Origin of the sequence: Serratia sp. CY27727, assembly GCF_052169275.1 — a bacterium.
Lineage (GTDB): Bacteria > Pseudomonadota > Gammaproteobacteria > Enterobacterales > Enterobacteriaceae > Serratia > Serratia sarumanii.
Genome location: NZ_JBJNLB010000001.1, coordinates 261780 through 288224, shown reverse-complemented (window position 1 = coordinate 288224; position 26445 = coordinate 261780). Strand labels below are relative to the sequence as shown.

Genomic DNA, 26445 nt, shown 5'->3' with positions numbered 1-26445 from the left:
GCCGGGGGGAATCGTGTCACTCTTGCCGCAATCTATGTAAGCGGATGATTTAGCAATGATGACCCCACCGAAAGCGGAAAAACGCCCTTATCCCATCACCATCCACGGCGACACGCGCGTGGATGACTATTACTGGCTGCGCGACGACGAGCGCGCAGACCGCCAGGTGCTGGACTACCTGCAGGCGGAGAACGCCTACACCGATGCGATGCTGAAGCCGCAGCAGGCGCTGCGCGAAACCCTGTACGAAGAGATGGTGGCGCGCATTCCGCAGCAGGAACATTCGGTGCCTTACGTGCGCCACGGCTATCGCTATCAGACGCGCTATGAGCCGGGAAATGAATACGCGATTTCCGTGCGCCAACCGCAGGCCGAGAGCGAGCGCTGGGAGGTGCTTATCGACGGCAACCAGCGCGCCGAGAATCACGAGTTTTACACCCTGGGCGGGCTGGACGTCAGCCCCGACAACCAGCGGCTGGGGGTGGCGGAGGATTTCCTGTCGCGCCGCCAGTATGATATTCGCTTCAAGAACCTGGCCGACGGCAGTTGGGCGGACGAAGTGCTGGAGAACACCTCCGGCAGCTTCGAATGGGCCAACGACTCCTCGACGGTGTACTACGTGCGCAAGCACGCCAAGACGCTGTTGCCGTATCAGGTTTATCGCCACGTGGTGGGCAGCGATCCGCAGCAGGACGAGCTGATTTACGAAGAGCTGGACGATACCTTCTACGTCGGGCTGGAGAAGACCACCTCCGAGCGCTTTATCCTGATCCACCTGAGCAGCACCACCACCTCGGAGATCCTGCTGCTGGACGCCGACCGTGCGGACGCCAAGCCGCAGCTGTTCGTGCCGCGCCGCAAGGATCACGAATACGCCATTGATCACTATCACCAGCATTTCTACATCCGCTCCAACAAGGACGGCAAGAACTTCGGCCTGTACCAAAGCGAACAGGCGGACGAAGCGCAGTGGCAGACGCTGATCGCCCCGCGCGCCGACGTGATGCTGGAGGGCTTTAGCCTGTTCCGCGACTGGCTGGTGGTGGAGGAGCGCAGCGCCGGCCTGACGCTGCTGCGCCAGATCCACTGGCAGACTGGCGAAGAGAAGCGCATCGCCTTCGACGATCCGACTTACACCACCTGGCTGGCGTACAACCCGGATCCGGAAACCGCGCTGCTGCGCTACGGCTATTCGTCGATGACCACCCCGACCACGCTGTACGAGCTGAATATGGACAGCGGCGAGCGGACGATGCTCAAACAGCAGGAAGTGAAGAACTTCACGCCGGAAAACTACCGCAGCGAGCGAGTCTGGGTGAAGGCACGCGACGGCGTCGAGGTGCCGGTATCGCTGGTGTATCGCCAGGACAGCTTCCAGCGCGGCGCCAACCCGTTGATGGTGTACGGCTACGGCTCCTACGGCAGCAGCATGGATCCGGCGTTCAGCGCCAGCCGCCTGAGCCTGCTGGATCGCGGTTTCGTGTTCGCGCTGGCGCACATTCGCGGCGGCGGCGAACTGGGGCAGCTGTGGTATGAAGACGGCAAGCTGTTCAACAAGCAGAACACCTTCAACGATTTTATCGACGTGACCGAAACGCTGGTCGCCCAGGGGTACGGCGACGGCAAGCGGGTGTTCGCCATGGGCGGCAGCGCCGGCGGCCTGCTGATGGGCGCGGTGATCAACCAGGCGCCTCAGCTGTTCCACGGCGTGGTGGCGCAGGTGCCGTTCGTCGACGTGGTGACCACCATGCTGGATGAGTCGATCCCGCTGACCACCGGCGAATACGACGAGTGGGGCAACCCGAACGAGCAGGCCTATTATGACTACATCAAGCAGTACAGCCCGTACGATCAGGTGAAGGCGCAGGCATACCCGCATCTGCTGGTGACCACCGGCCTGCACGATTCGCAGGTGCAGTATTGGGAGCCGGCCAAGTGGGTGGCCAAGCTGCGTGAGCTGAAAACCGACGATCGGCAGCTGCTGCTGTATACCGACATGGATGCCGGCCACGGCGGCAAGTCCGGGCGCTTCAAGGCCTATGAGGATATTGCGCTGGAGTACGCCTTCATTCTGGCGCTGGCGGAGTAACGACATTCGGCGGGCGGCCTGCGCCGCCCGCCATGTTAGCCAATCAGATAGTATTTCAGCGTGTGTTTCATGTCCGGGCTCAGATCGTCGATGGATTTCAGCATCCAGCGCAGATAGCCGGGATCTTCCTGGGCGATGCGATCGATCTCCTGCCCGCGATACTTGCCGAATTTGAACTTCTTCAGCAGCACCGGTTGTTCGGTGATCTGCACCATTTGCTCCGGCGTCCAGCCCGAATCCTTGATGATGCGTTGCAGCAGCGCGGCGGTGACATAGCAGTCGTACAGCGCGCGGTGCGGGTACAGCGTGGCGTCTGCCGGCAGCTGCACGTCCAGGTTCAGCGCGTAGCGCAGATATTGGTTGCCGTACTTGATGTCCGGATACAGCGTGCGCGCCAGCTTGAGCGTGCAGATCCAGGCGCCGTTCATCTCCGGCAGCACGCCGCGATCGAAAGCGGCGTTGTGCGCCACATAGTAGGGGCTGCCCTGATAGCGGCCGATTGCCACCGCAATGCGCGGTTTGCCTTCCACCATCTGTTCGGTGATGTGATGAATCGCCATCGCGTCGAGGCTGATGGGGCGATCCGGGCTGACCAGATCGCTCATCGGGTTGGTCAATTGGCCGTCGAGCAGATCGAGGGAGGCCACTTCCACCACGCCGCCGTCCAGCCCACAGGTCTCGGTATCTATTACGCGTAACGTCATGTTTTCCTCTGCGTTGCCGTCAGGCTTCAGCTTAACCGCCGCAGGCGGCCGTGCCAACCGTCGGAAGTCTTGTCGGCGATGATCAGCCCAGGAGTGTCATCCGACGCGGCAACCAGGAGCTCTCCCGTGTTATCCCAGATGGCGCTGCGGCCTGCCGGGATCCAGCCACCGGTCGGTGCCGCATGGTTGGCCATCAGCGTGACCATGCCATAACGTCGGGCATAGCCTGCCAGCGCGGCGCTGTCTTTCGCGTAGCCGGCTTCAGATACCAACACGCCAGCGGCATAAATGTGCGCACCCGCCAGCGCGGCGGCGCTTGCGTGGCCGGGCTCCGAAGTATCGGCACAGATAGCCAGTGCGATGTTGTGGTGATGGAGTTCCAGCAACGAGCCGCCCTCACCGGGCGAGAAGTATTGCTGTTCCGCGCCGTGCAGATGCTGTTTGGTATAGCTACTCAATGCGCCGTTGGGGCGAAAGATTAAGGCGGCGATATGCAATGCCGTGCCACTACGCAAAGGCGCGCCGACGATGATTGTCATCTGCCGCGATTGTGCCGCCGCACTGAGTGGTTGCAGACGGGGATCGCCCAACGTGAGCGCCAGTTCGGCAGCATCGGTCAACTCATAGCCGCTTAGCGACAGTTCGGGAAACACCAACAGTTGTACCTGCTGATCTGCTGCCTGCGCAACGAATTCAAGATGACGTTCAAGGTTGCAGGCGATATTGGCCGCCGCAGCGGGGTATTGGGCGGCGGCAAGGGTGAGGCAGGACATCGGCCATCTCTCCTGTGAGGCAATAAAAAACCCGCCTTGGCGGGTTTAATGACGGATGGAAGGGCGCTTACTCACCAGACGGATGCGCTTTTTTGGCGCGTTTCTCCGCACGTTTCTCAGCTGGGGTTTTCAACGGCTTCTTCTTCGCATTCTTTTTGCTATCCATTCCCTTACTCATGATGGCCTCTCGTTACCTATGATTGGGTGGCTTGCTCAGCCATTAACCGCCTAAAGTCGGCAGGATGCAAGCGACAAAGTGCGAATTGTGTTTAACCGGCTGTTTGTGCGTGAAATTTTGTTTTTGGATGACCGGGTGCTAAAAATAAATATTATGTTATAATGTTACACTTTTGATGTTGGGAGAGCGCAATGACAGTCATGACGTTACCGGATGCGCAGCAACTGCTGGCCATGCCGGATTCTGATTATATGAACTCGGTTCAACGGGCGTTTTTCCGCCAGCTGCTGCAAGATGAGCGGCAAAAGCTGCTGCTGCACATCGATGAGCTGAAAAAAGAGATCGACGGCGGTGAAGCGACGGGCGATGAAGCCGACAAGGCGGCGCGCGAAGAGGATCTGCGCCTGCTGTTCCGCCAGTTGGATCGCGAAAGCCGCCTGCTGCCGAAAATCGATGCGGCGCTGGCAAGGTTGCAGAACGGCGAGTACGGCTACTGCCGGGAAACCGGCGAACCTATCGGGCTGGCGCGCCTGCTGCTGCGCCCGACGGCGGAACTGAGCATCGAGGCGAAAACCGCGCAGGAGATGCGCGAGCCGCATATGCGCAAAGGTGGCTAACTGAGTTCCCGGGGGGCGAATGCGCCCCTCAACCGATAGGGCCTGTGGGCATTTTGCAGGCAGGTCGTTGTGATTTTGAGCAAACGCGCGCCGAGTTCTCGGCGCGCGTTCTAGTTTTCGGGTTTTACCGTTGACCTGCCGGGCGGCTTCCGCTTTGATGAAAGCATGACTCACAGAGAGACGGAAAGCGCCATGGAACAATTACGAGGTTTGTACCCGCCGTTAGCGGCATACGACAGCGGTTGGCTGGACACTGGGGATGGCCACCGGATCTACTGGGAGCTGAGCGGCAACCCGAACGGTAAGCCGGCGGTCTTCATTCACGGCGGGCCGGGCGGCGGCATTTCTCCGCATCATCGCCAGTTGTTCGATCCCGAACGCTACAAGGTGCTGCTGTTCGATCAGCGCGGCTGTGGCCGCTCCCGTCCGCACGCCAGCCTGGACAACAACACCACCTGGCATTTGGTGGCCGATATCGAGCGGCTGCGCGAAATGGCCGGCGTCGATCAATGGCTGGTGTTTGGCGGTTCCTGGGGATCGACGCTGGCGCTCGCCTATGCGCAGACTCACCCGGAGCGCGTCAGTGAAATGGTGCTGCGCGGCATCTTCACCCTGCGCAAGCAGGAGCTGCATTGGTATTATCAGGACGGCGCGTCACGCTTCTTCCCGGACAAATGGGAGCGCGTGCTGTCCATTCTGTCGGATGAAGAACGTAAAGACGTGATCGCCGCCTACCGGCAGCGGCTGACCTCGGCCGATCCGCAGGTGCAACTCGAAGCGGCCAAGCTGTGGAGCGTGTGGGAAGGGGAGACGGTCACGCTGTTGCCGAGCCGCGAATCCGCTTCGTTCGGCGAGGATGATTTCGCGCTGGCGTTCGCCCGCATTGAAAACCACTATTTCACCCATCTGGGCTTCCTGGAGAGCGATGACCAGCTGCTGCGCAACGTGCCGCTGATCCGCCATATCCCGGCGGTGATCGTCCACGGCCGCTATGATATGGCCTGCCAGGTGCAGAACGCCTGGGATCTGGCCAAGGCCTGGCCGGAAGCGGAATTGCATATAGTGGAAGGGGCGGGGCATTCGTATGACGAGCCGGGCATCTTGCACCAGCTGATGATCGCCACCGACCGGTTCGCCGGCAAGTGACGCAAAAAACCCGCCGTAACGGCGGGTTTTGTTATTTGGCCTTCGGCTCGTACGGCAGGCGCGAAAACTTGTGGGATTCCGCGCGGTAGTGCGCCACACGCTCGCGAAAATAGTCGCGCAGTGGTTCCGGCTGTTCGCGCTCCACCACTTCCGGGATCACCGGCATGTTGTAGCGCTCTTTGTACGCCACGCCAGAGGCGGCGAGATCCACGTTCACCCTGTCCATCTCTTCTTTGGACAGCTCGGCCAGATTGTAACCCACGCTATGCTCCTTACTTACTTTGCCGTATTGAACCTGCGCAGAAGGTAATCCACCCGGCGACGCTTGGCAAGCCCGTAGCGCCGCCGCGGCGGACGATATTTTCCAAAGAGTAATGCAATCTATTTATTCTTTTAAATAAGAATGATTCGCTTTTTGATTAAAATAAAAGATGGGAATAATTATCATAATAATTAGCGTGAATTTCTATATGATTTTATGTGTTTGATTTTAAGTAAATAAATAATTAATATTGATCGGGTGTAAATAAGGTGTTTTTATTTTTACGGCAGCAGGGCATAATGCGCGGAAATTAAATTCATGACCTGCAAAATAAAAGGAATCATTATGCTGACGCAAGAAATGACTCAAAAGCTGAATGAGCAACTGAATCTGGAGTTCTACTCCGCGAACCTGTACCTGCAAATGAGCGCATGGTGCAGCGATAAAGGCTTTGAAGGCGCCGCCGCATTTCTTAAAGAGCACTCTCAGGAAGAGATGCAGCATATGCAACGCCTGTTCGACTACCTGAGCGACACCGGCTCTTTGCCGCTGCTGGGCAGCATCGCCGCGCCGCCGGTGGCGTTCGAATCGCTGGCGGACGTGTTCCAGCAGACCTACGAACACGAACAGCTGATCACCCGTCAGATCAACGAACTGGCGCACGCCGCCATGACCGCACACGATTATTCCACCTTCAACTTCCTGCAGTGGTACGTGGCGGAGCAGCACGAAGAAGAGAAACTGTTCAAATCCGTGCTGGATAAGCTGGCGCTGGTGGGCACCAGCGGCAAAGGCCTGTTCTTCATCGACAAAGATCTGAAGAAAATGGGCGCGATGGGCCAGGGCGGCAACGGCCAGGCTTAATTCGCACCAGAATATCGGAAAACCGCGCGCGGGCGAGCCTGACGCGCGGTTTTTTTTACCCTGCGTTTATCGCGGTTATGCGGCGATACGTGCTGCCGGATCGCAAAATGCCAGTGATGCGCTCGACTTGCCGCAGCGCGGTCGTTATGATTTACCGCGATACGCTACAGGGATGGTAGAGTCAAAACAGCGGGTTAGCCGATACAACCCGTTTTTCTGTTTACCCGTGGCGCAATCATTTGCGGTGGGTTGGGGCCGCTGATACATCGCCTTGGCTGTGGCCTTAACCCTTATGACCCTCTTTTACTGTTAAGGGATACCACTGTGATCGGTAAAATTCGTTCCTCTTGTCGCCTGCTTTCCACCGTTTTCGTCCTGTTCGTCGGCCTGTCTTCGCAGCAAGCGCTGGCGCACGCCCACCTGAAAGTGGAAACGCCGAAGGCCGACGCCAGCGTCAGCCCGGCGCCGAAGGCGCTGACCCTCAGCTTCTCCGAAGGCATCGAACCGAACTTCAGCGGCGTGAAAATCACCGGCCCGGACAACGCCGTGGTGAAAACCGGCAAACTGCAGCTCGATCCGAACAACAACACCCAGGTCAATGTGCCGATCGAAGGTGAGTTGAGCGCGGGCAAATACAACGTCAGCTGGCATGTGGTTTCGGTCGACGGGCATAAAACCAAAGGCCAGTACAGCTTCACCGTAAACTGATCGTGAGTCTGGCGACCCTGTTCGTTCTGTGTCGCTTGGTGCACTTTGCGGCGGTGATGCTGATGTTCGGCATCAGTCTGTTCACCGCCTTACTGTCACCGCAGCGCCTCTCCCCGATCCTCTCCCGCGATGTGCGCCCGCTGCTGCTTGCCGGCACCTGGATTGCCGGGCTTTCCGCCGTGGCGCTGCTGGCCATTCAGGCTGGGCAAATGGGCGACGGTTGGGAAGACGCCTGGCGGCTGGAGGTCTGGTGGGCGGTGCTCGGCACCACCTTCGGCGAAGTGTGGCGCTGGCATCTGGGCCTGTCGCTGCTGGCGATCCTGAGCCTGCTGCTGCCGGAACGGCCGCGTGCGCAGGCGTTGGCGCTGTGTTCGGTACTGCTGCTGGTGAGCCTGGCGTTTATCGGCCACGCGGCGATGCACGAAGGCGCGCTGGGCGCGCTGCACCGCGCCAACCACGCAGTGCACCTGCTGGCCGCCGGCTACTGGTTCGGCTGCCTGGCGCCGCTGCTGGTTTGCCTGCGCTATCTGCAGCCGCCGCAGTGGCGCAGCGACGCCATCACCACGCTGATCCGTTTTTCGCGCTGGGGGCACCTGGCGGTGGCGGCGGTGATCGTCACCGGTATCGTCAACAGCCTGATCATTCTCGGCGGTTGGCCGCTCAACCTCGGTTCGCCTTATCAGCGCCTGCTGCTGATTAAAACCGCGCTGGTGGCGCTGATGGTGATGGTGGCGCTGGCCAATCGCTACGCCATCGTGCCGGCGATGAGCCGCGTGCCGGCGCTGGCGCAGCGCGGCGTGGTGCTGGCTTGCTGGCTCGAAGTCGGGCTGGGGGTGGCGGTGCTGCTGCTGGTCAGTTTATTTGCAACCTATGCGCCGGTTTGACATTTCGGCTTGCCGCAACCGGGCAAGCTGCGGGAAAATCGACGTGAATAGCAACCTTAAGGCCAACACATGAAATCGGTATTACTCGGCATTACGCTGCTGGCAACCGCGACCGGCGCGCTGGCGGCAGACAAACTGGTGAACATCACCAAACTGGAATACGGCAAACAGTGGGCGTTCACCAAGGAAGAAGTGACGCTGCAGTGCCGCAGCGGCGGCGCGCTGTTCGTGCTGAATAACAGCACCCTGATGCAATACCCGCTCAACGACGCAGCGGAGCAGCAGGTGAAGAAGGGCCATCAGCGCGCGCAGCCGCTGGAGGTGCTCCTGCTGGACGACCCTGCCGAACCGGGGAAAAAAATGAGCCTGGCGCCGTTTATCGAACGCGCCGAGAAGCTGTGCGCTGACTAACCGCTTGTTTGCCAACGCCTTGCCCAGCGCGCGCGGATTGATGCGCATTTGCCGCATAGTTATTTCGTCACGAAACTATCACGCGGCCGCCGGGCGGCTGGCAAAACTGGCGCGGTAGGCTACTCTTAAAGTGCACGGCTGAACAAGCCCTGCATTAAATGCCAACTTTTAGCGCACGGCTCTCTCCCAAGAGCCATTTCCCTAGACCGAATATAGGAATCGTATTCGGTCTTTTTTTGTGTGATTGATTTATAAGGGAATTCCACTTAAAGCGCCAATAAAACTTTGGTTTCTCTTTCCAGTCGTAACACCTCAGCTCCGCACTCCTCACCCGCACATATCGCTAATTTAGCCGCACCAAAAGTCATTACGTCATTTATGGCGCTGATAAGCTCCGGTCATTGCTCCCATCACCGGTTAAATGAGAGTGGCATTATGGGGAATATCAAGGCATTAAGCGTTATAAAAGGAAACCTGTGTTGAACGATCGGTTGAGCCAGTTGAAGAGGGTGTTGCCCGCCTATCTTGAGGCGTGGCGTGAGGGCGCTTTACCCTCTGACTGGGGGCAGGTGGCTAATCCTGAAGTGGTTGCCGCCCTGTTGGCGGAGTGGGAGGCGCTGAGCGAATTGGCGTCGCTGTTCGAAACCGCGACTGAAACCCCAACCGATCCCGCCGCGTTTTGGCAGGCGCGCGCCGAGCTGATGGCGCAGCGCAATCGTGAGCTCAGTGCCCAACTGGCGACGCCAATCCGTTTGCCCGGCGCACGGGTAGCCTTCTTTGGCTATGTGAAAACGGCGGTGATGGACGCCAGGCAGGTGAAGGCGGCAATTCGCGATGCCGGTTTTACCATTGCGGGCGACAGCCAAAATGAGAACACGGCTTAGCGCGGCTTCTTCTCAAATTTCTCGGCAAAAAAGAACCGCAGCAATTTATGGGTCCACAGCAGCATTGCGCCGACCACCACCAGCGAGACGACGAAATGCGACAGGTTTTTCGGCGCGGCGTAGCCGTGAGTAAAAGAAACCCCGGCGCCGCTGAGCAGCAGGGTGGCGATCCAAAAGCCGAGTAGCAGGCACAAGGTACGGAACAGTTTAAACATTGTTATCACCGAAATGCTGAAAGCGCCGACTGAACGGAAAGACTCAGCCGGAGCTCTGATTAGTTAAAACAGCTGAGCGTGAGCAGGTATTGCCGCCTTTATTGCTGTGCTGCTGCTGTTGTTCTTGTTGCCACCGTTGTTGTTGACGCGTCCATTGCTGCCGCGGTTGTTGGCAAAGTTACCTGCGCCGGCGATCAGGTGAAAATATTTAGCCTCGATCTCTTGCATAAAACTCCCTCTTTATCGATTCGGTTAAATGGCGTATAGCTTGCGCAAGCCAGCTGTTTTTAACAGAAAAAACGGCGGGGATAATTACCGGTTCGGATAAGAACAGGGGATTTATTTGCAGGTATTTACCAGGCTGATAAGCGTGCCGGAGATTGATATTCCTGCGTGAGTCATTTCGCTTAACAAGACGTTCTTTACGATGAATGGCGCCACCACCGGCACGCAGCAAGGTTCAATTCATCCAGTCAATTTGTTAGGATCGCCCGACCTACATGACTATTGGTGCAGTACATTGAAAATTAAAGCGTTGTTATTTGTTACGTTGGCCGCACTGGCCGGCTGCAGCCAGGAGGGAACCTCGATGAATCAGCCCGCAAACGAGAAAGGCGGCCAAACGGAAGTGTTGCTGGTGAACAGCGCGCTGGTGGACTGCGTGGGCGTCGCCCCGATGAAGTGCATGCAGGTGCGCCGCTCCGCGCAGCAGCCGTGGGAGTTGTTCTATACCGGCATCGAAGGTTTCACCTTCGAACCGGGCTATCAGTATCGGCTGAAAGTGCGCGTTACTCCGGTAGAGAACGTGCCGGCCGATGCCTCATCGCTGCGTTACACGCTGATTGAGCAGTTGGAAAAGAACAAGGCGTGACCCTCGACAGGCCGGGTAATCGCAATCCGGCCTGCCATGATTATCCCTTTACCATCATGACATGCCTCGGCGGTGGGCTTGCCGACTGGTCTGTTCACTGCGCTTGTTTTCGCACTTTCTTAAGTATATTGAGAAAATCAGGTATATTGTCCTTCGGTTTTTAGCTACCAAGAAAAAATTACTATGATTATCAAACCTAAAATTCGTGGTTTTATCTGCACCACCGCTCACCCGGCAGGCTGTGAAGCCAACGTCCGTGAGCAAATCGCCTACGTTAAGTCGCGCGGCGAACTGAAAAACGGGCCTAAAAAGGTGCTGGTCATTGGTGCATCCACCGGTTACGGTCTGGCCTCGCGCATCAATGCCGCTTTCGGCAGCGGTGCGGCCACCATCGGCGTATTTTTCGAGAAGCCTGGCAGCGAAGGCAAAACCGGTTCCGCCGGTTGGTACAACTCCGCCGGTTTCGACAAGGCAGCTAAAGAAGAAGGCCTGTACGCGAAAAGCATCAACGGCGACGCATTCTCCAACGAGTGCCGTCAGACCGTGATCGATCTGATCAAAAAAGACCTGGGTCAGGTTGACCTGGTGGTTTACTCGCTGGCTTCGCCGGTGCGTAAGATGCCGGAAACCGGCGAAGTGGTGCGTTCCGCACTGAAGCCGATCGGCGAACCGTACAAATCCGTCGCGCTGGACACCAACAAAGACGTGCTGGTTGAAGCCGTGGTCGAGCCGGCCAACGAGCAAGAAATCGCCGACACCGTGAAGGTGATGGGCGGCCAGGACTGGCAGCTGTGGATGGACGCGCTGGACGAAGCGGGCGTGCTGGCGGATAACGCGCAGTCTGTCGCTTACTCCTACATCGGCACCGATCTGACCTGGCCAATCTACTGGCACGGCACGCTGGGCAAGGCGAAAGAAGATCTGGATCGCGCGGCGCACGCCATCAACCAGAAGCTGCAGGCCAAAGGCGGCGCGGCTTACGTTGCGGTGCTCAAGTCGGTGGTGACTCAGGCTTCCTCCGCCATTCCGGTGATGCCGCTGTATATCTCCATCGTGTTCAAAATCATGAAGGAGCAGGGCATTCACGAAGGCTGCATCGAGCAGATCCAGCGTCTGTTCGCCACCAAGCTGTACAGCGGCGCGGCGCCGGACACCGACGAGAAACACCGCCTGCGTCTGGATGACTGGGAACTGCGCGACGAAGTGCAGGAAACCTGCCGTGCCATCTGGCAGCAGCTGAACGACAACAACATCAACGAACTGACCGATTACCAGGGCTACAAGGCGGAATTCCTGCGCCTGTTCGGCTTTGGTCTGCAGGGCGTTGACTACGACGCCGATCTGAGCGGCGAAGCCAACTTCGACGTGATCGAGCTAGTCTAAGCGCGTCGAGCGGTCAAACAAGGTCGGGTTAGCCCGGCCTTTTTTATTGCCTGCGAATTATCGGGTGGCTAAGCGAAAATGTTTATTTCAGGTTAATAGGTTAACCAGGTGATTAACATCGGCGGGCGGATGGTGAAATAACGGCGGTTATTAAACTAAAGAAAGTCATTTTTTTATTTACCCTTGCCGCCAGCTGCGAGTATTTTATTTCCTTTAAGGAGAAAATTATGACATGGCGTTTTTGGGCACCGGTACCGTTATTATTGTTGAGCGCTTGCAGCGCGATTCAGCCGACGTCGACGTCCCCAGACTGGTCTCAGCCGCAGCCTGCCACGCGGGAGCAGCGGCAACGCATCATGGCGGGTGAGTCCGCCTCCTCGGTATTACATGAAGGAAACGTCGGCATTGGCGGCACCTTTGATGGGGCGAAAATATTCGATCGTTAAGCCGCTAAATATATTCAGCCAAATTAATGCGCGCATTCTGCCGATATTGTCGGAGGGTTTACCTTTCCTGCGTTATTCTGCCGTGGCCCAACCATTCATTGCGTTAACAGACAATTCGTTTTCCTTATAGGGAACCGCCGGTTTATTTCGGCGTAATCAAAGGAGTTGCCCATGGCGAAGGAGATGGCCGCGATCTTTCTCTTGCTGTTGCTGCCGTTAAGCCAAAGCGCCGGCGCGGCGCGTTACGACAGGCCGTGCGAAGGCGTGTCGCCGGTGCTGTTTCAAAAGCGCCTGAAAGCGTTGGCGCAGGATTTGCGGCAGGAAATGAGTGAGGAAGCGACGCCGACAGAGCGCGATGCGGAGGAGCTGGCGCGCTTGGCGGAGTGCGGTATCGAGCCCGGCAAAGCGCCCGTCACCGGCGGGCAGCGCGCGCCCCGTTCAGAGGAAAAACCGCCGGCATCGCCAAACGGTTGTTGAGCCGGCGTGCGCGCAGAGTCAAGCGATGTAAAAGGAGTCATTGATGAAAAGGATAGTGTTGGCCGGTTCGGCCTTGTGTAGCTGCTGCTTCGCGCAGGCGCGGGTGGATTTGGAATACCATGCGGCGCCGCCGAAGGACAGTAAGGTCACCGAGGAGTACCAGAAAAAGCGCGACGCATTGCGCCACAAGGTGTGGAATGTCGATAACCTGACGCTGGCCAACGAGCAGGCGATTGCGCGCGAACAGCAGCGCGAGGCGGCAGAGACCGCCGAGCGGCAGCAGCGGAACCTGGAGCAGCAGCAGAAAAAGCAGCGCTGCCTGCGGAGACACTCGAAAGATCCTCACCGCGAGGCGAAGTGTTACACGCACAGCTTCTAACATTAATCGTCCGGGCGCCATCAGCGCCCGGCGTCGTTTAGGCCGGGCGGCAATGCTCCTTCAGCATGGCGATCGCGTCCGGTTTCAGCTGATACAGATAGACCGGGCGGCCGGTGGCGCCGTACAGAATACGGGTGCCGAGAATGCCGCTCTCCGCCAGATAGATGAGGTACTTGCGGCAGGAGACCCGCGAAATGCCGATGGCGTTGGCCAGATTGTCGGTGGAAAACTCGTTATCGTGCTGCTGTTCGATCCACTCGCAGACCGTGCTCAGGGTGATGCTGGTCAGGCCCTTCGGCAGCTTTTTGCTCTCTTGGCCGCCGGGCTGGCGGCGCAGCAGGCTGTCGACGTCGGCCTGCGAAAACTCGCGCTGCGCCAACAGCTGCGACTGCTGCCGGTAGTGGCTCAGCGCCTCCTTGAAGCGGCTGAACTGGAACGGCTTGATCAGATAATCCACCACCCCGTAGTGCAGCGCTTTTTGCACCGTGTTCACGTCGCTGGCGGAGGAGATGATGATCACGTCGGTCTTCTCGCCGAGCTCGCGCAGGCCGGGCAGCAGATCCAGCCCGTTCTCCTGCTGCATGTAGATATCCAACAGCACCAAATCGATGCTGACGCCGGCATCGGCCAGCAGCGCGCGCGCCTGGCTCAGAGTGGCGACCGTCGCCTGGCAGTGAAAACCGCCGACCTGGCTCAGGTAGTATTTGTTCAGCTCCGCCACCATCGGGTCGTCGTCGACAATCAGTACGTTAATCATGGGTTCTGCTCTTGGCCTGATAGGGAAGGTGCACGAAAAATTGGGTCAGCTCGCCCGGTTCGGACTCGAAATCGATGCTGCCGCCCAGTTTCTCCAGATGGCTGCGGATCAGCGCCAGGCCGATGCCGCGTCCGGTTCCCTTGGTGGAAAATCCGTGTTCGAAGATGCGCGCGCCGATCGCCGGATCGATGCCGGGGCCATCGTCGCTGACGATACAGTGTAATTGATCGTCGTGATGATGGAAGCTCAGGCCGATCTCGTGGCCCTCAACGCCGTCGATGGCGTCGATGGCGTTTTCGATCAGGTTGCCGAGCACGCTGATCAGCACGTGGGTGGTTTCCGGATCGTCGGTTTCCGGCAGCAGGCTGGTTTCCTCGATGGTCAGCTCAACACCGGCTTCGTGGGCGCGGCTGATTTTGCCGATGAAGAAGCCCGCCACTTCCGGCGAGTGGATCTTGCGCAGCAGCGCGCCGATCTCTTCCTGATAGTTGCTGGCGGTGTTGATGATGTAGTTTTCCAACTGCTGATAGGCCTTCATGTGCAGCATGCCGAGTATCACATGCAGCTTGTTCATAAATTCGTGCGACTGCACCCGCAGCGCATCGGCGTAGTGCGCCATGCCGCTCAGCCGCTGCAGCAGGCGGCTGACCTCGGTCTTGTCGCGGAAGGTGGCGATGGCGCCGGTCACCTGGCCGTTGACGATCACCGGCACGGTATTGGTCAGCAGTTCGCTGCCGTTGAAGCCGATCTGCCGATCGCGCAGCGGTTGGCCGCTGGCCAGCACCTCCGCCAGATGCAGCTGCGCCGGCCAGTGCTTGCTGGCGGCTTCCAGCAGCAGGTTTTCCACCGGGCCGCTCTGCCGCAGCAGGCGCTTGGCTTCGTCGTTGACGATGGTGATGCGGGATTCATTATCGACCGCGATCACGCCTTCTTTAATCGACTGCAGCATGGCGTTGCGCTGTTCGAACAGGTTGGAGATTTCGTAAGGCTCGAAACCCAGCATGATGCGTTTGAGCGCAGAGACCAGGAAGAAGGTGCCCAGGCTGCCGACCAGGGCGGCGAAGGCGATGGTCCAATAGATGATCCAGCGGCTCTCCGCCACCACCCGCTGCACGGTGTCCAGCGCGATGCCGAGCGCCACCACGCCGATTTGTTGTTTCTGCGCGTCATACACCGGCACGAACACCCGCAGCGCCGGGGCCAGCGTGCCGCGGTTGATGGCACTGTTGACGTTGCCTTGCAGCGCGGGCGCCAGATCGTCGCCGATAAAATGCTTGCCGATCAGCCAGGGTTTGGGGTGCGAATAGCGGATACCCTGCATATCCACCACCACCACGAACAACAGCTCGTTTTGATGGCGCACCTGCTCGGCGAAGCGTTGAATGGCGCCGCTTTGATCGCGCCGCTGCAGGCCGTCAACCACGGTGCTGGAGAGCGCCAGCGTATTGGCGACGGCGATGGCTTTCTGCTGCAGCTGATCTTGCCCCTCGCGGCTCATCTGCACGAAAAACAGCGCGAACACCACCAGCAGCACCGAAGCGATGATGGCGGACACCATCAACGTGATGGAGGTGCTCAGCTTGAGCGGCACCCGTTGTTTTGGCATGGCGGTTCTCCGAATGGCGATATCACGGCGTATTCTAGCGAGGAATGAGGCAAGCTGCAGTTACCGGCAGCAGGTTATAGCATGCTGCCGGGGAGCGGGGGGCTTATTTTAGTTACAAAAGCGGGTCACTGCTGGCGGTAGATCTCCAGCGCCTGTTGGCCGCTGGCGCCCTGATGGATGATTGCCATCAACGCGCGCACCACCTGCGACGGATTGCTGTGTTGATAGACGTTGCGGCCGTAAACCATGCCGGAGGCGCCCTGGGCCATCAGCGCGGCGGATTTCTCCAGCACCGGCCCCAGCTCCCCCTTGCCGCCGCCGCGCACCAGCGTCGGGCAGCGCGCCGCTTCCACCACGCGGTGGAAGTCTTCCACCCGATCGGTCGGATCGGCCTTGATGATGTCGGCACCCAGTTCGCGCGCCAGCCGCACCAGCGGCACGATCTTCTCCACGTCGCCGAGCGAGCCGTAGGCGGCGCCCTGGCCGGCCGGCGCCATCACCAGCGGTTCGATCATCAGCGGCATGGCGTAGCGATCGCAGGCGTGGCGCAGGCGGCCGATGTTCTCCACGCACTGGCGGAAAATGCCGGGCTCATCCGGGATCATATACAGATTGACCACCACCGCGGCGGCGTCCATTTGCAGCGCCGCCAGGATTGGCGCCTCCGGATTGTGCAGCACTGCCCACATCTCGCGGTGGCGGGCGGCGTTATAGGCGTTGCCGACGTCGGTGCGTATCACCAGCGCCGGTTTTTCGCGCTGCGGCGCGCGCTGCAGCAGATCCGCCTGGCCGTAGTTGACCTGAATGGCGTCGGGGCGCGCGGCGATCAGGTTGCCCATCACCCGTTCGATATCTTCCAGGCCGATCAAGAAATCCGGTTCGTTGGCGATGCCGTGATCGATCGCCACGTCCAGGCACTTGCCGTTGTTGAACAGGCGGTTCATCCGCACCTTGCTGCTGAGCTGCATGTCAGGTCCTCTTGAGATAGGGATATGTCCATTATTGCCGAGTAAGGATGGTCGGGAAACGCGGAAACCGCAAACTGCGCGGCCGCTCGCAGTTTTTGCCGGCGCACGAAAGGGGAACGCTCGCCAGCGGCTTGCACTTCATTTGTTAGATCCGTGTCATGTTTTTGTTAATAAGCCATTCCAAAATGCATGTTTCGCTTGTTTGGGTTAAAAAGTTTCAATAACCTCAATTATGAAATAAACATTTAAAAAAGCGGTAAAGACGCCGTTTGTTGTGCCAGGGGTTTATTTCAATTGGTTGTTTTTAATCTGTTTTGAGACATCGATCACCATTTTTACAACGGCCTTGATACGGCGATAACGCGGTAAATTCGCCGTATCAAAGGGATAACACCGACCGTATTGTTGTTTGAATGTAAAAAATATTTTTCATTAGCTGTCAACCAACAGACCTCTTCATTCTAACGATTAAAGGGTAACGAACATGAAGCTGAAGAAACTGATCGCCGCCTCGGTACTGATGTGCATGCTGCCGGCCAGCGTGCTGGCGAAAGACATCAAGATCGGCGTTTCCATGGCTTACTTCGATGACAACTTCCTCACCATTCTGCGCCAGTCGATGCAAAACAAAATGAAGGCCGACGGCAACGTCAGCGGCCAGTTCGAAGACGCCAAGGGCGACATCGCGCAGCAAATTCAACAAATCGAAAACTTCGTCAGCCAGGGCGTCGACGCCATCATCCTCAACCCGGTGGATACCCAGGGCGTCAAGCCGATGATCAAGCTGGCCGAGAAGGCCAAGATCCCGCTGGTGTTCGTCAACCGCAAGCCGGAAGTGGCGCTGCCGGCCGGCATGGCCTACGTCGGCTCCGACTCCAAGCTGGCCGGCAAGCTGCAGATGGAGGAACTGGCCAAGCTGATGAACGGCAAGGGCAACGTGATGATCCTGATGGGCGAGCTGTCGAGCGAAGCCACGCGCGACCGCACCCGCGGGGTGGAAGAAGTGGCGGCCAACTACCCCGGCATCAAGATTATCGATAAGCAAACCGCCAAGTTCTTCCGCAAAGAGGCGGTAGACGTCACCACCGACTGGATTTTGTCCGGCCAGCAGATCGACGCCATCGCCTCCAACAACGACGAAATGGCCATCGGCGCTATTTTGGCGCTGAAGCAAGCCAAGAAATCCGGCGTGCTGGTGGCCGGCGTTGACGGCACGCCGGACGCGCTGGAGTTCATCAAGAAGGGCGATCTGGCGCTGAGCGTGTTCCAGGACGCCAAAGGCCAGGGCGAAGGCGCGGTGCAGACCGCCGTTCAACTGGTGAAAGGCGAGAAAGTGGAGAGCAACGTGCTGATCCCTTACCAACTGATCACCCAGGCCAATTACCAGCAATTCGCCGATAAAAACAAGAAATAAGCCTTGAAGCCCGCCGCGGGCGCCGGTGTGGGGCGAGCGCGGCGGAAAACGTGGGTCAGTGCGGAGGTAAGCGGTATGTACCCTTATGTTCTTGAGGCCGAAGGCATCAGCAAGCAGTTCCCCGGCGTCAAAGCGCTGGATAAGGTCTCGATTAAAATCAAACCCGGCAGCGTGCACGCGCTGATGGGGGAAAACGGCGCGGGCAAATCGACGCTGATGAAATGCCTGATCGGCATCTACCACCCGGACGAAGGCTCGATAAAAATCAAAGGCCGGCCGGTCACCTTCAGCGACACGCTGCAGGCGCTGCATTCGGGCATTTCCATGATCCACCAGGAGCTGAACCTGGTGCCTTACATGACGGTGGCGGAAAACATCTGGCTGGGGCGCGAGCCTGCGCGGCTGGGGTTCGTCAACCACGAACAGCTGAACGAACAAACCCGCGAGCTGCTGGCGCGGCTGAACATCAAACTGCAGCCGGACACGCTGGTGGGCGAGCTGAGCATCGCCAATCAGCAGATGGTGGAGATCGCCAAGGCGGTGTCCTATAACGCCGACGTGCTGATCATGGACGAACCGACCTCGGCGCTGACCGAAGGCGAAGTGGTGCACCTGTTCGCCATCATTCGCGAACTGCGTGAGCAGGGCAAAGGCATCATCTATATCAGCCACAAGATGGACGAGATCTTCGCCATTACCGACGAAGTGAGCATTTTCCGCGACGGCGCCTTCATCGCCTGCGACAAAACCGAAAACCTGACCAAACAGTCGCTGATCACCATGATGGTGGGGCGCGAACTGACGCAGATGTTCCCAAAATTCAACAACAATATCGGCGAGGAAGTGCTGCGGGTGGCGGGGCTGCGCCGCAGCGGCTGGTTCCATGACGTGTCGTTCAGCGTCAAGCGCGGCGAGATCCTCGGCGTCGCCGGGCTGGTGGGCGCCGGGCGCAGCGAAGTGATGGAAAGCCTGTTCGGCATGCACCCGGCGGACGGCGGCGAGATCTTTATCGAAGGCCAGGCGGTGAAGGTGGATTCCCCGGCGAAGGCGATCGAGAGCGGGCTGGCGTTCCTCACCGAAGACCGCAAGAAATCCGGCCTGTTTCTGGTGCTGTCGGTGGTCGAGAACATGAGCATCGTCAACCTGTCGGAATACATCGGCAAGAACGGTTTCGTCAGCCACGTGCAGATGGCCAAAGACTGCATGGATCAGATTAAAAAGCTCAACATCAAAACGCCGACCATGGATCAGATCATCAATAACCTCAGCGGCGGCAACCAGCAGAAGGTGCTGATCGCGCGCTGGCTGCTGGCGCAGCCGAAAATCCTGATCCTCGACGAACCGACGCGCGGCATCGACGTGGGGGCGAAAGCGGAAATCTACCGCCTGATCAGCGAGCTGGCCAACCGCGGCGTCGCCATCATTCTGGTCTCCTCCGAGCTGCCGGAGATCCTCGGCATGAGCGACCGGGTAATGGTGATGCACGGCGGCCGCATCACCGGCATTTTGGACAAAGACGACGCGGACCAGGAGAAGATCCTGGCGCTGGCCTCAGAATAACGAAGGGTGAACATCATGAGTAACGTAAAGATTGAGAAGCCGCTCTCCGCCGATTCAACGGGCAAGGGAACGCTGTTCTCCGGGCTGAGCGGCAAAATGCCGAAGGATACCGGCATCTTCATCGTGATGATCGGCATCGCGCTGATCTTCGAAATCCTCGGCTGGTACATGCGCGATCAGTCGTTCCTGCTGAATCCGAACCGCCTGCTGTTGATCGTGCTGCAGGTGGCGATCATCGGCATCATTGCGGTGGGCGTCACCCAGGTGATCATCACCACCGGCATCGATCTCTCCTCCGGCTCGCTGATTGCGCTGACCGCGGTGGTGGCGGCCAGCCTGGCGCAGACCTCGGACAGCATCTCGCCGATGTACCCGGGGCTGCTCGATCTGCCGGCGGCGATCCCGATCGGCGCGGGGATTGGGGTGGGCATCGTCTGCGGTTTTATCAACGGCTTCCTGATCACCCGCACCGGCATTCCGCCGTTCATCGCTACGCTGGGGATGATGGTGTCGGCGCGCGGCCTGGCGCAGTACTACACCAAGGGCAACCCGGTCAGCTTCCTGTCTGACGGCTTCACGTCAATCGGCCAGGGCGCAATGCCGGTGATCATCTTCCTGGTGATCGCGGTGATCTTCCATATCGCGCTCAAGCATACCCGCTACGGCAAATACATCTACGCCATCGGCGGCAACATGACCTCGGCGCGGGTTTCCGGCATCAACGTCAACAAGTACCTGGTGACGGTTTACACCATCGCCGGCGGCCTGGCGGGGTTGGCGGGCGTGGTGCTGGCGGCGCGCGTCAGCAGCGGCCAGTCGAGCATGGGGATGTCGTATGAGCTGGACGCCATCGCCGCGGCGGTGATCGGCGGCAGCAGCCTGATGGGCGGCGTCGGGCGCATCACCGGCACGCTGATCGGCGCGGTGATCCTGGGCCTTATCAAAAGCGGCTTCACCTTTATCGGCGTCGACTCTTACATTCAGGACATCATCAAGGGCGTGATTATCGTCGCCGCCGTGTCGATCGACATGCGGCGCAACCGCAAAAAACACTGATTGCCGTGAATTGCCGCCGGTGCCAGGGTTGGCCGGCGGCGTTTTTTTTACCTGGGGGGCACATCATGAACTACCTGAAAGGGCTGTGGCTGGCGGTGGCGCTGTGCGCGTCTACCCCGGCATGGGCGCAAACCATCGGCGTGTCGATGGCCTATTTCGACCAGAACTTCCTCACCATCATCCGCCAGGCGATCGACAAGGAGGCCAAGGCGCGCGGCATCACCGTGCAGTTTGAGGACGCGCGCGGCGACGTCGGCCGCCAGACCGATCAGGTGCAGAGCTTTATCAGCGCCGGGGTGGACGCGATTATCGTCGATCCGGTCAACTCGGCCAGCACGCCGGTGATGACCAAAATGGTGCAGGCCGCCGGCGTGCCGCTGGTGTACGTGAACCGCACGCCGGGCGACGCCAAACTGCCGCAGGGCGTGGTGTTCGTCGGCTCCGACGAGCGGGAATCCGGCACGCTGCAGATGGAAGAGCTGGCGCGGCTGGCCGGCTATCAGGGCAACGTGGCGGTGATGATCGGCAACCTGACCGACGCCGGCGCGCTGCAGCGCACCAAAGACGTGGAGCAGGTGGTGAGCAAGTACCCGAAAATGAAGGTGGTGCAGAAGCAGAGCGCCAACTATTCACGCAGTGAAGGCATGGATCTGATGATGAACTGGCTGACCAACGGCGAAGCGATCGACATCGTCGCCGCCAACAACGACGAGATGGCGATCGGCGCAATCATGGCGCTGCAGCAGGCGGGCAAGGCGGACAGGAAAGTGCTGATCGGCGGCATCGACGCCACGCCGGACGGCCTCAAGGCGCTGGCCTCCGGCAAGATGCAGGTCACGGTGTTCCAGGACGCGGTCGGCCAGGGCAAAGCCTCGGTCGATGTGGCGCAGCGCATGATCAACGGGGAAAAACTCGAACCGTATTACTGGATCCCGTTCGAGCTGGTGACGCCGGCCACGATGCAGAAGTATGCGGCCAGGCCGTGAGTTAACCGTCAGATTCGCGTTGCCGGGGCGCTGCTTGCAGCGCCTTTTTTATTGGCGTCAGTTACATGTCCGCTTGCGGCCAGCGCGGCGCCGGATCTTGCTTCACACTGAGGATCTTTAAACCGTGTGAGGATGAGCGATGAACGCATTAAACGGCAAGGTGGCGGTGATCGGCGGCGCCAGTTCGGGGATCGGCAAAGCGGCGGCGCTGCTGTTCGCCCGCCAGGGCGCAGCGCTGGTGTTGGGCGCGCGGCGCGAGCCGCTGTTGGCGGAGCTGGTGGAGGACATTCGGCGCGAGGGCGGCCGGGCGCTTGCGGTGGCGGGCGACGTGCGCGACGAAGCCTTCGCCGAACGGCTGACGGCGACGGCGGTCGACGAATTCGGCGGGCTGGATATCGCCTTCAACAACGCCGGCACCTTGGGGCCGCTGGGGCCATCGCTGGCGTTGAGTGCCTCAGAGTGGCGCGAGGTGCTGGAAACCAACCTGTCCAGCGCCTACTACGGCGCCAAATATCAAATCCCCGCCATGCTGGCGCGCGGCGCGGGCTCGGTGATTTTCACCTCCACCTTCGTCGGCCACACCGCAGCGTTTCCCGGCACGGCGGCCTATGCGGCCGGCAAGTCGGGGCTGATCGGCCTGACGCAGGCGCTGGCGGTGGAATTCGGCGGGCGCGGCATTCGGGTGAACGCGCTGCTGCCGGGCGGCACCGATACGGCAATGGGGCGGCAGATGAGCCATACCCCGGAGGCATTGGCGCAGGTGGCCGATCTGCACGCGCTGAAGCGGCTGGCGATGCCGGAGGAGATCGCGCATGCGGCGCTGTATCTGGCGTCCGACGCAGCTTCATTCGTCACCGGCACCGCGATGCTGGTGGACGGCGGCGTGTCCATCCAGCGCGGCTGAGGCCACGGGCGCCGTGGCCTCAACGGGCGTCAGAAAGCGGACAGGTGGCGGCGCACGATCTCGCGGCCGATCTCCAGCGAGGCGGTCGCTGCCGGAGAGGGGGCATTGCACACGTGCAGCGAGCGTTTACCCTGCACGAAGTGGAAGTCGTCCACCAGCTTGCCGTCGGCGGTCAGCGCCTGGGCGCGCACGCCGGCCGGGCCGGGGCGAATATCCTGCTCCTGCAGCGCCGGGATCAGCCGACGGGCGTTCTCGGCAAAGCGGCGGCGCGACAGCGAACGGCGCATTTCCGCCAGCCCTTCGCCGAGGTAGTTGCCGGCGATTTTCCAAAAGCCGCGATAGCCGAGCACCTCGCTCAGATCGCGCAGGCTGAAGTCGCATTTGCGGTAGCCTTCGCGTTTGAAGGCCAGCACCGCATTGGGGCCGACGTCGCGCTTGCCGTTATACATACGGGTAAAATGCACGCCGAGGAAAGGGAAATCCGGGTTGGGCACCGGGTAGATCAGATGGTTGACCAGGTGGTTTTTCGCGTCGTCCAGCACATAGTATTCACCGCGGAACGGCACGATCTTCATGCCGGTTTCGTAACCGGCCAGTTTGGCGATGCGATCGCTGAACAGCCCCGCGCAGTTGATCAGCAGTTTTCCCTCGAAGGTATCGCCGGCGGCGGTGACGGTGACGCCGCCGGCGTGTTCGTGGATGGCCTCAACCTGATGGCCGTAGGCGATCTCGCCGCCGCGCCGCACGATGATCTCCGCCAGCTTGGCGGCCACCTCCGCGTAGTTGACGATACCGGCGTCGGGCACCAGCAGCGCTTCAAGGCCATTGACGTGCGGTTCGCGCTCCCGCAGCTGCGCCTGCGACAGCCGGGTGACCTGCAGGCCGTTTTGCAGGCCGCGCTGATAGATGTTCTCCAGCCGATCCAGTTCGTTTAGCTGGGTGGCGACAATCACCTTGCCGCATTGGTCGTGATACAGGTCGTGTTCGCGGCAGAAGGCGAACATGCTGCGGTTGCCCTGTTTTGCCAACTGCGCTTTCAGGCTGCCGGGTGTGTAGTAGATGCCGGAATGCACCACGTTGCTGTTGTGGCCGCTTTGGTGCGCCGCCGGGCCGCGCTCTTTTTCCAGGATCAGAATGCGCCGCTGCGGATCCGCTTCCTGCAGCGCATTCACCACGCCGAGCCCCACCAGGCCGGCACCGATAACGATCGCGTCGTACATCACGGCTCTTGCTCCTCGTTTTCCAGGCGGCGTAATTTGCCGCGTACGTTGTTCAGATGGCTTTGCATGGCGGCGGTGGCCGCCGCCGCATCGCCGTCGCGAATGGCGATAAATACCCGCTCATGTTCGTCGATCACCCGCTGGCGCTCGGCCTGCCGCCCCCGATTTTTGCTGAGCGAGTACACCAGCACCCCCAGATACAGCTCGTGCATGTTATCGAGGATCTGCACGAAAAACGGGTTATGCGAAGCCTGCATGATGGCGCGATGGAACAGGTAGTCCTGCCGATAGCCGATCTGGCCGTCGTTCAGCGTACAGTCACGAAAGGCGAGGTGCGCCTGTTCGATCGCCTGCAACTCCTGTTCGGTGCGGCGTTCGGCGGCCATGCGCGCCGCCTGCTGTTCCATGACTTCGCGCATTTCCAGCAGCGCTTCCACCTCGCGGCGGTCGGCTACCTCCATCACCAGCGGTTCGTATTTGCTCAGCAGCGAATGCTGTTCCACCCGGTGGCCGCCGCCCTGGCGTGAGGAGATGATGCCGCTGACCTCCAGCACGCCGAGCGCCTCGCGCACCGGCACCCGGCTGACGCCGAACGCGTCCGCCAACACGTTTTCCGACGGCAGCTTCTCGCCGACCGGAAAGGTGCCGTCGTTGATGCCGGCTTTCAACTGCGCCAGCACCTGATGAGAGGCTTTCAGGCGCGTGACCTTGCGGATCATGACGCGCCTCCCGGCAGCGCGGCGCGCTGTTTATAGCGCAGCAGATGCATGGCGGCGGCGGCGGCGATCAGGGCCGCGCCGCCCAGATCGGTCATCAGGCCCGGTTTGATCAGTAAAATCGCCGCCGCGGTAAACAGCACCCGCTCCAGCCAGTGGGTCTTCATCAGCCAGAAATTGGCGCTGGCGATCGACAGGGCGTAGATCCCCACCAGCGCGCTGATCACCATATGCAGCACCGACAGCGGGTTGAGATCGTCGCCCTGCATCAACAGCATCGGGTTGTAGACCAGAATGAACGGGATGATAAAGCCCGGCAGCGCCAGGCGCACCGCGTCCCACGAGGTTTGCATCGGATCGGCGCGGGCGATGCTGGCGGCGGTGTAGCTGGCCAGCGCCACCGGCGGCGTGATGTTGGACAACGCGCCGAACCAGAACACGAAGAAATGCGCCGCCAGCGGCAGCACGCCGGCTTTGATCAGGATCGGCGACACGGTCACAGCCACCACGATGTAGAGCGCGGTGGAGGGTAGCCCCATGCTGAGCACGATGCACACCAGCATCACCACCAGCAGGATCATCCACAGGGTGTTGTCGGTCATGGCGACGATGTTGAACGCCAGCGTGGAGCCGATGCCGGTCATGGTCACCACGCAGATGATCACGCCGATGGCGGCGCAGGCGATGGTGACCTGGATCGAGCCGCGCGCCGCGTCGTTCAAGGCCAGCGCGATTTTTTTCGGCGTCATGCGCACCGAACTGTCGGGGGTGAGCCAGCTGGCGACGATGATGGCAATGATGCCGAGGAAGCCGGCATAGATCGGCGTTTTGCCCAGCAGCAGCGTGCCGATGACGATGACGAGCGGCAGCAGCAACAGCCCGCGCGCCTTCAGCACCGCGCGCACCTGAGGGATGTTCTCCTTGTTGATGCCCTTCAGACCCTGTTTCTTGGCCTCCAGATCGATGGCCATGATCAGCGCGGCGTAATAGAGCAGCGCCGGCACGATGGCGGCGATGACGATGGTGGTGTATGAGATGCCGAGGAAGCCGGCCATGATAAACGCCGCCGCGCCCATGATGGGGGGCATGATCATGCCGCCGGTGGAGGCGGTGGCTTCCACGGCGCCGGCGAAGCGGGACGACAGCCCGATGCTTTTCATCAGCGGAATGGTGAAGGTGCCGGTGGTGGCGACGTTGGCCACCGCGCTGCCGCTCAATGAGCCGGTCAGTGCCGACGAGATCACCGCCACCTGGGCCGGGCCGCCGCGGCGGCGTCCGGCGGCGGCCAGCGCCAGATCGTTGAACAGCGCGGTTGCGCCGCTGACGCTGAGAAAGGCGCCAAACAGAATAAACACCACGATGGCGGTGGAGGCGGTGGACAGGGTGATGCCGAAAATCCCCTCGCTGGTCATGAACAGCCGATACAGCAGGCGTTCCACCGAGAAGCCCCCGTGGCCGAAAATGCCCATGAAGTACTGCCCGAACAGCGCATAGAGGATGGCGAAGCTCGCCAGGCCGGGGATGAAATAGCCGGTGGTGCGCCGCGCTGCTTCGAACAGCACGCCGATACCGATCGCCGCCATCACATAGTCGGTGGCGTTGGGGATGCTCTTGCGTACCACGTGCAGATCGACGTAGTTAACGTAGAAATAGCCGTAGCTGACCAGCGTCAGGATGATGAACAGATAGTCCCAGCGGTTGAAACTGCGGGTGGCGTGCCGGGCCGAGAAGGGGAACAGGATAAAGCCCAGGATCAGAATGCCGCTCAGGAACGTGGTGTTGCGGTAGAACTCCTGCGTGTTGGACAGCGCGTTGGCGTAGATGGCATAGGCGGAAATGGCGATCGCCAGGACGGTTGCCAGCTGCAAATAGATGCCGCTCAGCTGCCGGTTGCCGGCGCCGGCTTCCTTGTCCAGATCGACGGCGGGCTGCGGTGAAGAAGGGTGAGTGCTCATACGTCCTCCTGG

Annotated in this window: 29 protein-coding genes; 18 read left to right on the top strand and 11 right to left on the bottom strand. The window is 60.1% G+C overall.

What is annotated here, in order from left to right; all coding sequences use genetic code 11:
* The first annotated feature begins 55 nt into the window (after window positions 1-55).
* Window positions 56-2089 (top strand): S9 family peptidase, encoded by a 2034-nt coding sequence (locus tag ACJ8HB_RS01450; RefSeq protein ID WP_033646427.1) that lies wholly within the window; start codon window positions 56-58, stop codon window positions 2087-2089.
* 35 nt (window positions 2090-2124) lie between these two features.
* Here the strand turns inward: ACJ8HB_RS01450 and exoX are convergent, their stop codons facing one another.
* Together exoX and ACJ8HB_RS01440 are read right to left on the bottom strand one after the other, a co-directional pair.
* Window positions 2125-2793, bottom strand: coding sequence for an exodeoxyribonuclease X (exoX, locus tag ACJ8HB_RS01445; RefSeq protein ID WP_004928833.1), 669 nt, complete (start codon window positions 2791-2793; stop codon window positions 2125-2127).
* A gap of 26 nt (window positions 2794-2819) precedes the next feature.
* Entirely contained in the window at window positions 2820-3566 is a 747-nt protein-coding gene (locus ACJ8HB_RS01440) for a carbon-nitrogen hydrolase family protein (protein ID WP_047568036.1), read from the bottom strand.
* A gap of 369 nt (window positions 3567-3935) precedes the next feature.
* On the opposite strand from ACJ8HB_RS01440, the gene dksA reads away from it, so the two are divergent.
* Complete coding sequence (gene dksA, locus ACJ8HB_RS01435) at window positions 3936-4361, top strand: RNA polymerase-binding protein DksA (protein WP_033653830.1); 426 nt, start codon at window positions 3936-3938, stop codon at window positions 4359-4361.
* A 192-nt stretch (window positions 4362-4553) separates the two neighbouring features.
* On the top strand, window positions 4554-5507 hold the full coding sequence (pip, locus tag ACJ8HB_RS01430) for a prolyl aminopeptidase (RefSeq protein ID WP_033646426.1): 954 nt from the start codon (window positions 4554-4556) through the stop codon (window positions 5505-5507).
* 31 nt (window positions 5508-5538) lie between these two features.
* Here the strand turns inward: pip and ACJ8HB_RS01425 are convergent, their stop codons facing one another.
* Window positions 5539-5769 (bottom strand): DNA polymerase III subunit theta, encoded by a 231-nt coding sequence (locus ACJ8HB_RS01425; RefSeq protein ID WP_033642715.1) that lies wholly within the window; start codon window positions 5767-5769, stop codon window positions 5539-5541.
* Between the two features lie 345 nt (window positions 5770-6114).
* Here ACJ8HB_RS01425 and ftnA point away from each other — a divergent pair, with 345 nt between their 5' ends.
* The 5 genes from ftnA (at window position 6115) to ACJ8HB_RS01400 (ending at window position 9520) form a co-directional block, all read left to right on the top strand.
* Window positions 6115-6633, top strand: coding sequence for a non-heme ferritin (gene ftnA / locus ACJ8HB_RS01420; RefSeq protein WP_025302449.1), 519 nt, complete (start codon window positions 6115-6117; stop codon window positions 6631-6633).
* 324 nt (window positions 6634-6957) lie between these two features.
* Window positions 6958-7341, top strand: a complete 384-nt coding sequence (gene yobA / locus ACJ8HB_RS01415; protein ID WP_004940886.1) for a CopC domain-containing protein YobA — start codon at window positions 6958-6960, stop codon at window positions 7339-7341.
* 2 nt (window positions 7342-7343) lie between these two features.
* Window positions 7344-8225 (top strand): copper homeostasis membrane protein CopD, encoded by an 882-nt coding sequence (copD, locus tag ACJ8HB_RS01410; protein ID WP_047568032.1) that lies wholly within the window; start codon window positions 7344-7346, stop codon window positions 8223-8225.
* Window positions 8226-8294: 69 nt separating this feature from the next.
* Window positions 8295-8636 (top strand): YebY family protein, encoded by a 342-nt coding sequence (locus ACJ8HB_RS01405; RefSeq protein WP_025302452.1) that lies wholly within the window; start codon window positions 8295-8297, stop codon window positions 8634-8636.
* Window positions 8637-9115: 479 nt separating this feature from the next.
* The gene (locus ACJ8HB_RS01400; RefSeq protein ID WP_047568029.1) at window positions 9116-9520 is read left to right on the top strand and encodes a hypothetical protein; all 405 of its coding nucleotides are present in this window, start codon (window positions 9116-9118) and stop codon (window positions 9518-9520) included.
* Here ACJ8HB_RS01400 and ACJ8HB_RS01395 read toward each other — a convergent pair.
* Together ACJ8HB_RS01395 and ACJ8HB_RS01390 are read right to left on the bottom strand one after the other, a co-directional pair.
* Entirely contained in the window at window positions 9517-9735 is a 219-nt protein-coding gene (locus ACJ8HB_RS01395; RefSeq protein WP_033638114.1) for a hypothetical protein, read from the bottom strand. The two genes, ACJ8HB_RS01400 and ACJ8HB_RS01395, sit on opposite strands and share 4 nt — an antisense overlap.
* Before the next feature lie 63 nt (window positions 9736-9798).
* A complete protein-coding gene (locus ACJ8HB_RS01390) occupies window positions 9799-9963 on the bottom strand; it encodes a hypothetical protein (RefSeq protein ID WP_154609290.1) in 165 nt (54 codons plus the stop codon).
* A gap of 292 nt (window positions 9964-10255) precedes the next feature.
* On the opposite strand from ACJ8HB_RS01390, the gene ACJ8HB_RS01385 reads away from it, so the two are divergent.
* From ACJ8HB_RS01385 to ACJ8HB_RS01365, 5 genes are all read left to right on the top strand, one after another.
* Window positions 10256-10606, top strand: coding sequence for a DUF4377 domain-containing protein (locus ACJ8HB_RS01385; RefSeq protein WP_047568027.1), 351 nt, complete (start codon window positions 10256-10258; stop codon window positions 10604-10606).
* A gap of 183 nt (window positions 10607-10789) precedes the next feature.
* Window positions 10790-11989 carry an enoyl-ACP reductase FabV gene (gene fabV, locus ACJ8HB_RS01380; protein ID WP_033638117.1) on the top strand — a complete coding sequence of 400 codons (1200 nt, stop codon included), beginning with the start codon at window positions 10790-10792 and terminating at the stop codon, window positions 11987-11989.
* 227 nt (window positions 11990-12216) lie between these two features.
* A complete protein-coding gene (locus ACJ8HB_RS01375; protein WP_072021565.1) occupies window positions 12217-12435 on the top strand; it encodes a hypothetical protein in 219 nt (72 codons plus the stop codon).
* Window positions 12436-12606: 171 nt separating this feature from the next.
* A complete protein-coding gene (locus tag ACJ8HB_RS01370) occupies window positions 12607-12912 on the top strand; it encodes a hypothetical protein (protein ID WP_047568025.1) in 306 nt (101 codons plus the stop codon).
* Window positions 12913-12955: 43 nt separating this feature from the next.
* Window positions 12956-13291: a hypothetical protein gene (locus ACJ8HB_RS01365; RefSeq protein WP_047568023.1), complete on the top strand. Its 336-nt coding sequence runs from the start codon at window positions 12956-12958 to the stop codon at window positions 13289-13291.
* Between the two features lie 37 nt (window positions 13292-13328).
* On the opposite strand, the gene dcuR is transcribed toward ACJ8HB_RS01365, so the two are convergent.
* The 3 genes from dcuR to ACJ8HB_RS01350 all read right to left on the bottom strand — a co-directional run bounded on the left by dcuR (window position 13329) and on the right by ACJ8HB_RS01350 (window position 16622).
* Entirely contained in the window at window positions 13329-14048 is a 720-nt protein-coding gene (dcuR, locus tag ACJ8HB_RS01360; protein ID WP_033638121.1) for a two-component system response regulator DcuR, read from the bottom strand.
* Window positions 14041-15654 (bottom strand): sensor histidine kinase, encoded by a 1614-nt coding sequence (locus ACJ8HB_RS01355; RefSeq protein ID WP_047568019.1) that lies wholly within the window; start codon window positions 15652-15654, stop codon window positions 14041-14043. Before ACJ8HB_RS01355 ends, dcuR begins: the two co-directional genes overlap by 8 nt.
* Window positions 15655-15779: 125 nt before the next feature.
* Window positions 15780-16622 carry a class I fructose-bisphosphate aldolase gene (locus ACJ8HB_RS01350; protein ID WP_047568017.1) on the bottom strand — a complete coding sequence of 281 codons (843 nt, stop codon included), beginning with the start codon at window positions 16620-16622 and terminating at the stop codon, window positions 15780-15782.
* Between the two features lie 484 nt (window positions 16623-17106).
* Between ACJ8HB_RS01350 and ACJ8HB_RS01345 the strand changes: the two genes are divergently transcribed.
* The 5 genes from ACJ8HB_RS01345 (at window position 17107) to ACJ8HB_RS01325 (ending at window position 22542) form a co-directional block, all read left to right on the top strand.
* A complete protein-coding gene (locus ACJ8HB_RS01345) occupies window positions 17107-18036 on the top strand; it encodes a sugar ABC transporter substrate-binding protein (protein ID WP_033638124.1) in 930 nt (309 codons plus the stop codon).
* Between the two features lie 75 nt (window positions 18037-18111).
* Window positions 18112-19596: a sugar ABC transporter ATP-binding protein gene (locus ACJ8HB_RS01340; RefSeq protein WP_047568015.1), complete on the top strand. Its 1485-nt coding sequence runs from the start codon at window positions 18112-18114 to the stop codon at window positions 19594-19596.
* Between the two features lie 15 nt (window positions 19597-19611).
* Window positions 19612-20652, top strand: a complete 1041-nt coding sequence (locus tag ACJ8HB_RS01335; RefSeq protein ID WP_025160279.1) for an ABC transporter permease — start codon at window positions 19612-19614, stop codon at window positions 20650-20652.
* 65 nt (window positions 20653-20717) lie between these two features.
* Window positions 20718-21638, top strand: a complete 921-nt coding sequence (locus ACJ8HB_RS01330) for a sugar ABC transporter substrate-binding protein (RefSeq protein ID WP_033653836.1) — start codon at window positions 20718-20720, stop codon at window positions 21636-21638.
* Window positions 21639-21777: 139 nt separating this feature from the next.
* Window positions 21778-22542, top strand: a complete 765-nt coding sequence (locus ACJ8HB_RS01325; protein ID WP_094859789.1) for an SDR family oxidoreductase — start codon at window positions 21778-21780, stop codon at window positions 22540-22542.
* A 29-nt stretch (window positions 22543-22571) separates the two neighbouring features.
* Here the strand turns inward: ACJ8HB_RS01325 and lhgO are convergent, their stop codons facing one another.
* The 3 genes from lhgO to ACJ8HB_RS01310 are packed head-to-tail and all read right to left on the bottom strand — an operon-like array spanning window position 22572 to window position 26433.
* The gene (gene lhgO, locus ACJ8HB_RS01320; protein WP_094859790.1) at window positions 22572-23762 is read right to left on the bottom strand and encodes an L-2-hydroxyglutarate oxidase; all 1191 of its coding nucleotides are present in this window, start codon (window positions 23760-23762) and stop codon (window positions 22572-22574) included.
* A complete protein-coding gene (locus tag ACJ8HB_RS01315) occupies window positions 23762-24481 on the bottom strand; it encodes a FadR/GntR family transcriptional regulator (protein WP_047568008.1) in 720 nt (239 codons plus the stop codon). The genes lhgO and ACJ8HB_RS01315 overlap by 1 nt, the downstream gene beginning before the upstream one ends.
* On the bottom strand, window positions 24478-26433 hold the full coding sequence (locus ACJ8HB_RS01310) for a TRAP transporter permease (protein ID WP_047568006.1): 1956 nt from the start codon (window positions 26431-26433) through the stop codon (window positions 24478-24480). The genes ACJ8HB_RS01315 and ACJ8HB_RS01310 overlap by 4 nt, the downstream gene beginning before the upstream one ends.
* Between the last annotated feature and the right edge of the window lie 12 nt (window positions 26434-26445).

Excerpts from the sequence above, each read along its gene's own strand:
- ACJ8HB_RS01450 (WP_033646427.1), top strand. The coding sequence starts at position 56 with ATGATGACCCCACCGAAAGCGGAAAAACGCCCTTATCCCATCACCATC.
- exoX (WP_004928833.1), bottom strand. The coding sequence starts at position 2,793 with ATGACGTTACGCGTAATAGATACCGAGACCTGTGGGCTGGACGGCGGC.
- ACJ8HB_RS01440 (WP_047568036.1), bottom strand. The coding sequence starts at position 3,566 with ATGTCCTGCCTCACCCTTGCCGCCGCCCAATACCCCGCTGCGGCGGCC.
- dksA (WP_033653830.1), top strand. The coding sequence starts at position 3,936 with ATGACAGTCATGACGTTACCGGATGCGCAGCAACTGCTGGCCATGCCG.
- pip (WP_033646426.1), top strand. The coding sequence starts at position 4,554 with ATGGAACAATTACGAGGTTTGTACCCGCCGTTAGCGGCATACGACAGC.
- ftnA (WP_025302449.1), top strand. The coding sequence starts at position 6,115 with ATGCTGACGCAAGAAATGACTCAAAAGCTGAATGAGCAACTGAATCTG.
- ACJ8HB_RS01405 (WP_025302452.1), top strand. The coding sequence starts at position 8,295 with ATGAAATCGGTATTACTCGGCATTACGCTGCTGGCAACCGCGACCGGC.
- ACJ8HB_RS01395 (WP_033638114.1), bottom strand. The coding sequence starts at position 9,735 with ATGTTTAAACTGTTCCGTACCTTGTGCCTGCTACTCGGCTTTTGGATC.
- ACJ8HB_RS01390 (WP_154609290.1), bottom strand. The coding sequence starts at position 9,963 with ATGCAAGAGATCGAGGCTAAATATTTTCACCTGATCGCCGGCGCAGGT.
- fabV (WP_033638117.1), top strand. The coding sequence starts at position 10,790 with ATGATTATCAAACCTAAAATTCGTGGTTTTATCTGCACCACCGCTCAC.
- ACJ8HB_RS01375 (WP_072021565.1), top strand. The coding sequence starts at position 12,217 with ATGACATGGCGTTTTTGGGCACCGGTACCGTTATTATTGTTGAGCGCT.
- ACJ8HB_RS01370 (WP_047568025.1), top strand. The coding sequence starts at position 12,607 with ATGGCGAAGGAGATGGCCGCGATCTTTCTCTTGCTGTTGCTGCCGTTA.
- ACJ8HB_RS01365 (WP_047568023.1), top strand. The coding sequence starts at position 12,956 with ATGAAAAGGATAGTGTTGGCCGGTTCGGCCTTGTGTAGCTGCTGCTTC.
- dcuR (WP_033638121.1), bottom strand. The coding sequence starts at position 14,048 with ATGATTAACGTACTGATTGTCGACGACGACCCGATGGTGGCGGAGCTG.
- ACJ8HB_RS01355 (WP_047568019.1), bottom strand. The coding sequence starts at position 15,654 with ATGCCAAAACAACGGGTGCCGCTCAAGCTGAGCACCTCCATCACGTTG.
- ACJ8HB_RS01350 (WP_047568017.1), bottom strand. The coding sequence starts at position 16,622 with ATGCAGCTCAGCAGCAAGGTGCGGATGAACCGCCTGTTCAACAACGGC.
- ACJ8HB_RS01345 (WP_033638124.1), top strand. The coding sequence starts at position 17,107 with ATGAAGCTGAAGAAACTGATCGCCGCCTCGGTACTGATGTGCATGCTG.
- ACJ8HB_RS01340 (WP_047568015.1), top strand. The coding sequence starts at position 18,112 with ATGTACCCTTATGTTCTTGAGGCCGAAGGCATCAGCAAGCAGTTCCCC.
- ACJ8HB_RS01335 (WP_025160279.1), top strand. The coding sequence starts at position 19,612 with ATGAGTAACGTAAAGATTGAGAAGCCGCTCTCCGCCGATTCAACGGGC.
- ACJ8HB_RS01330 (WP_033653836.1), top strand. The coding sequence starts at position 20,718 with ATGAACTACCTGAAAGGGCTGTGGCTGGCGGTGGCGCTGTGCGCGTCT.
- ACJ8HB_RS01325 (WP_094859789.1), top strand. The coding sequence starts at position 21,778 with ATGAACGCATTAAACGGCAAGGTGGCGGTGATCGGCGGCGCCAGTTCG.
- lhgO (WP_094859790.1), bottom strand. The coding sequence starts at position 23,762 with ATGTACGACGCGATCGTTATCGGTGCCGGCCTGGTGGGGCTCGGCGTG.
- ACJ8HB_RS01315 (WP_047568008.1), bottom strand. The coding sequence starts at position 24,481 with ATGATCCGCAAGGTCACGCGCCTGAAAGCCTCTCATCAGGTGCTGGCG.
- ACJ8HB_RS01310 (WP_047568006.1), bottom strand. The coding sequence starts at position 26,433 with ATGAGCACTCACCCTTCTTCACCGCAGCCCGCCGTCGATCTGGACAAG.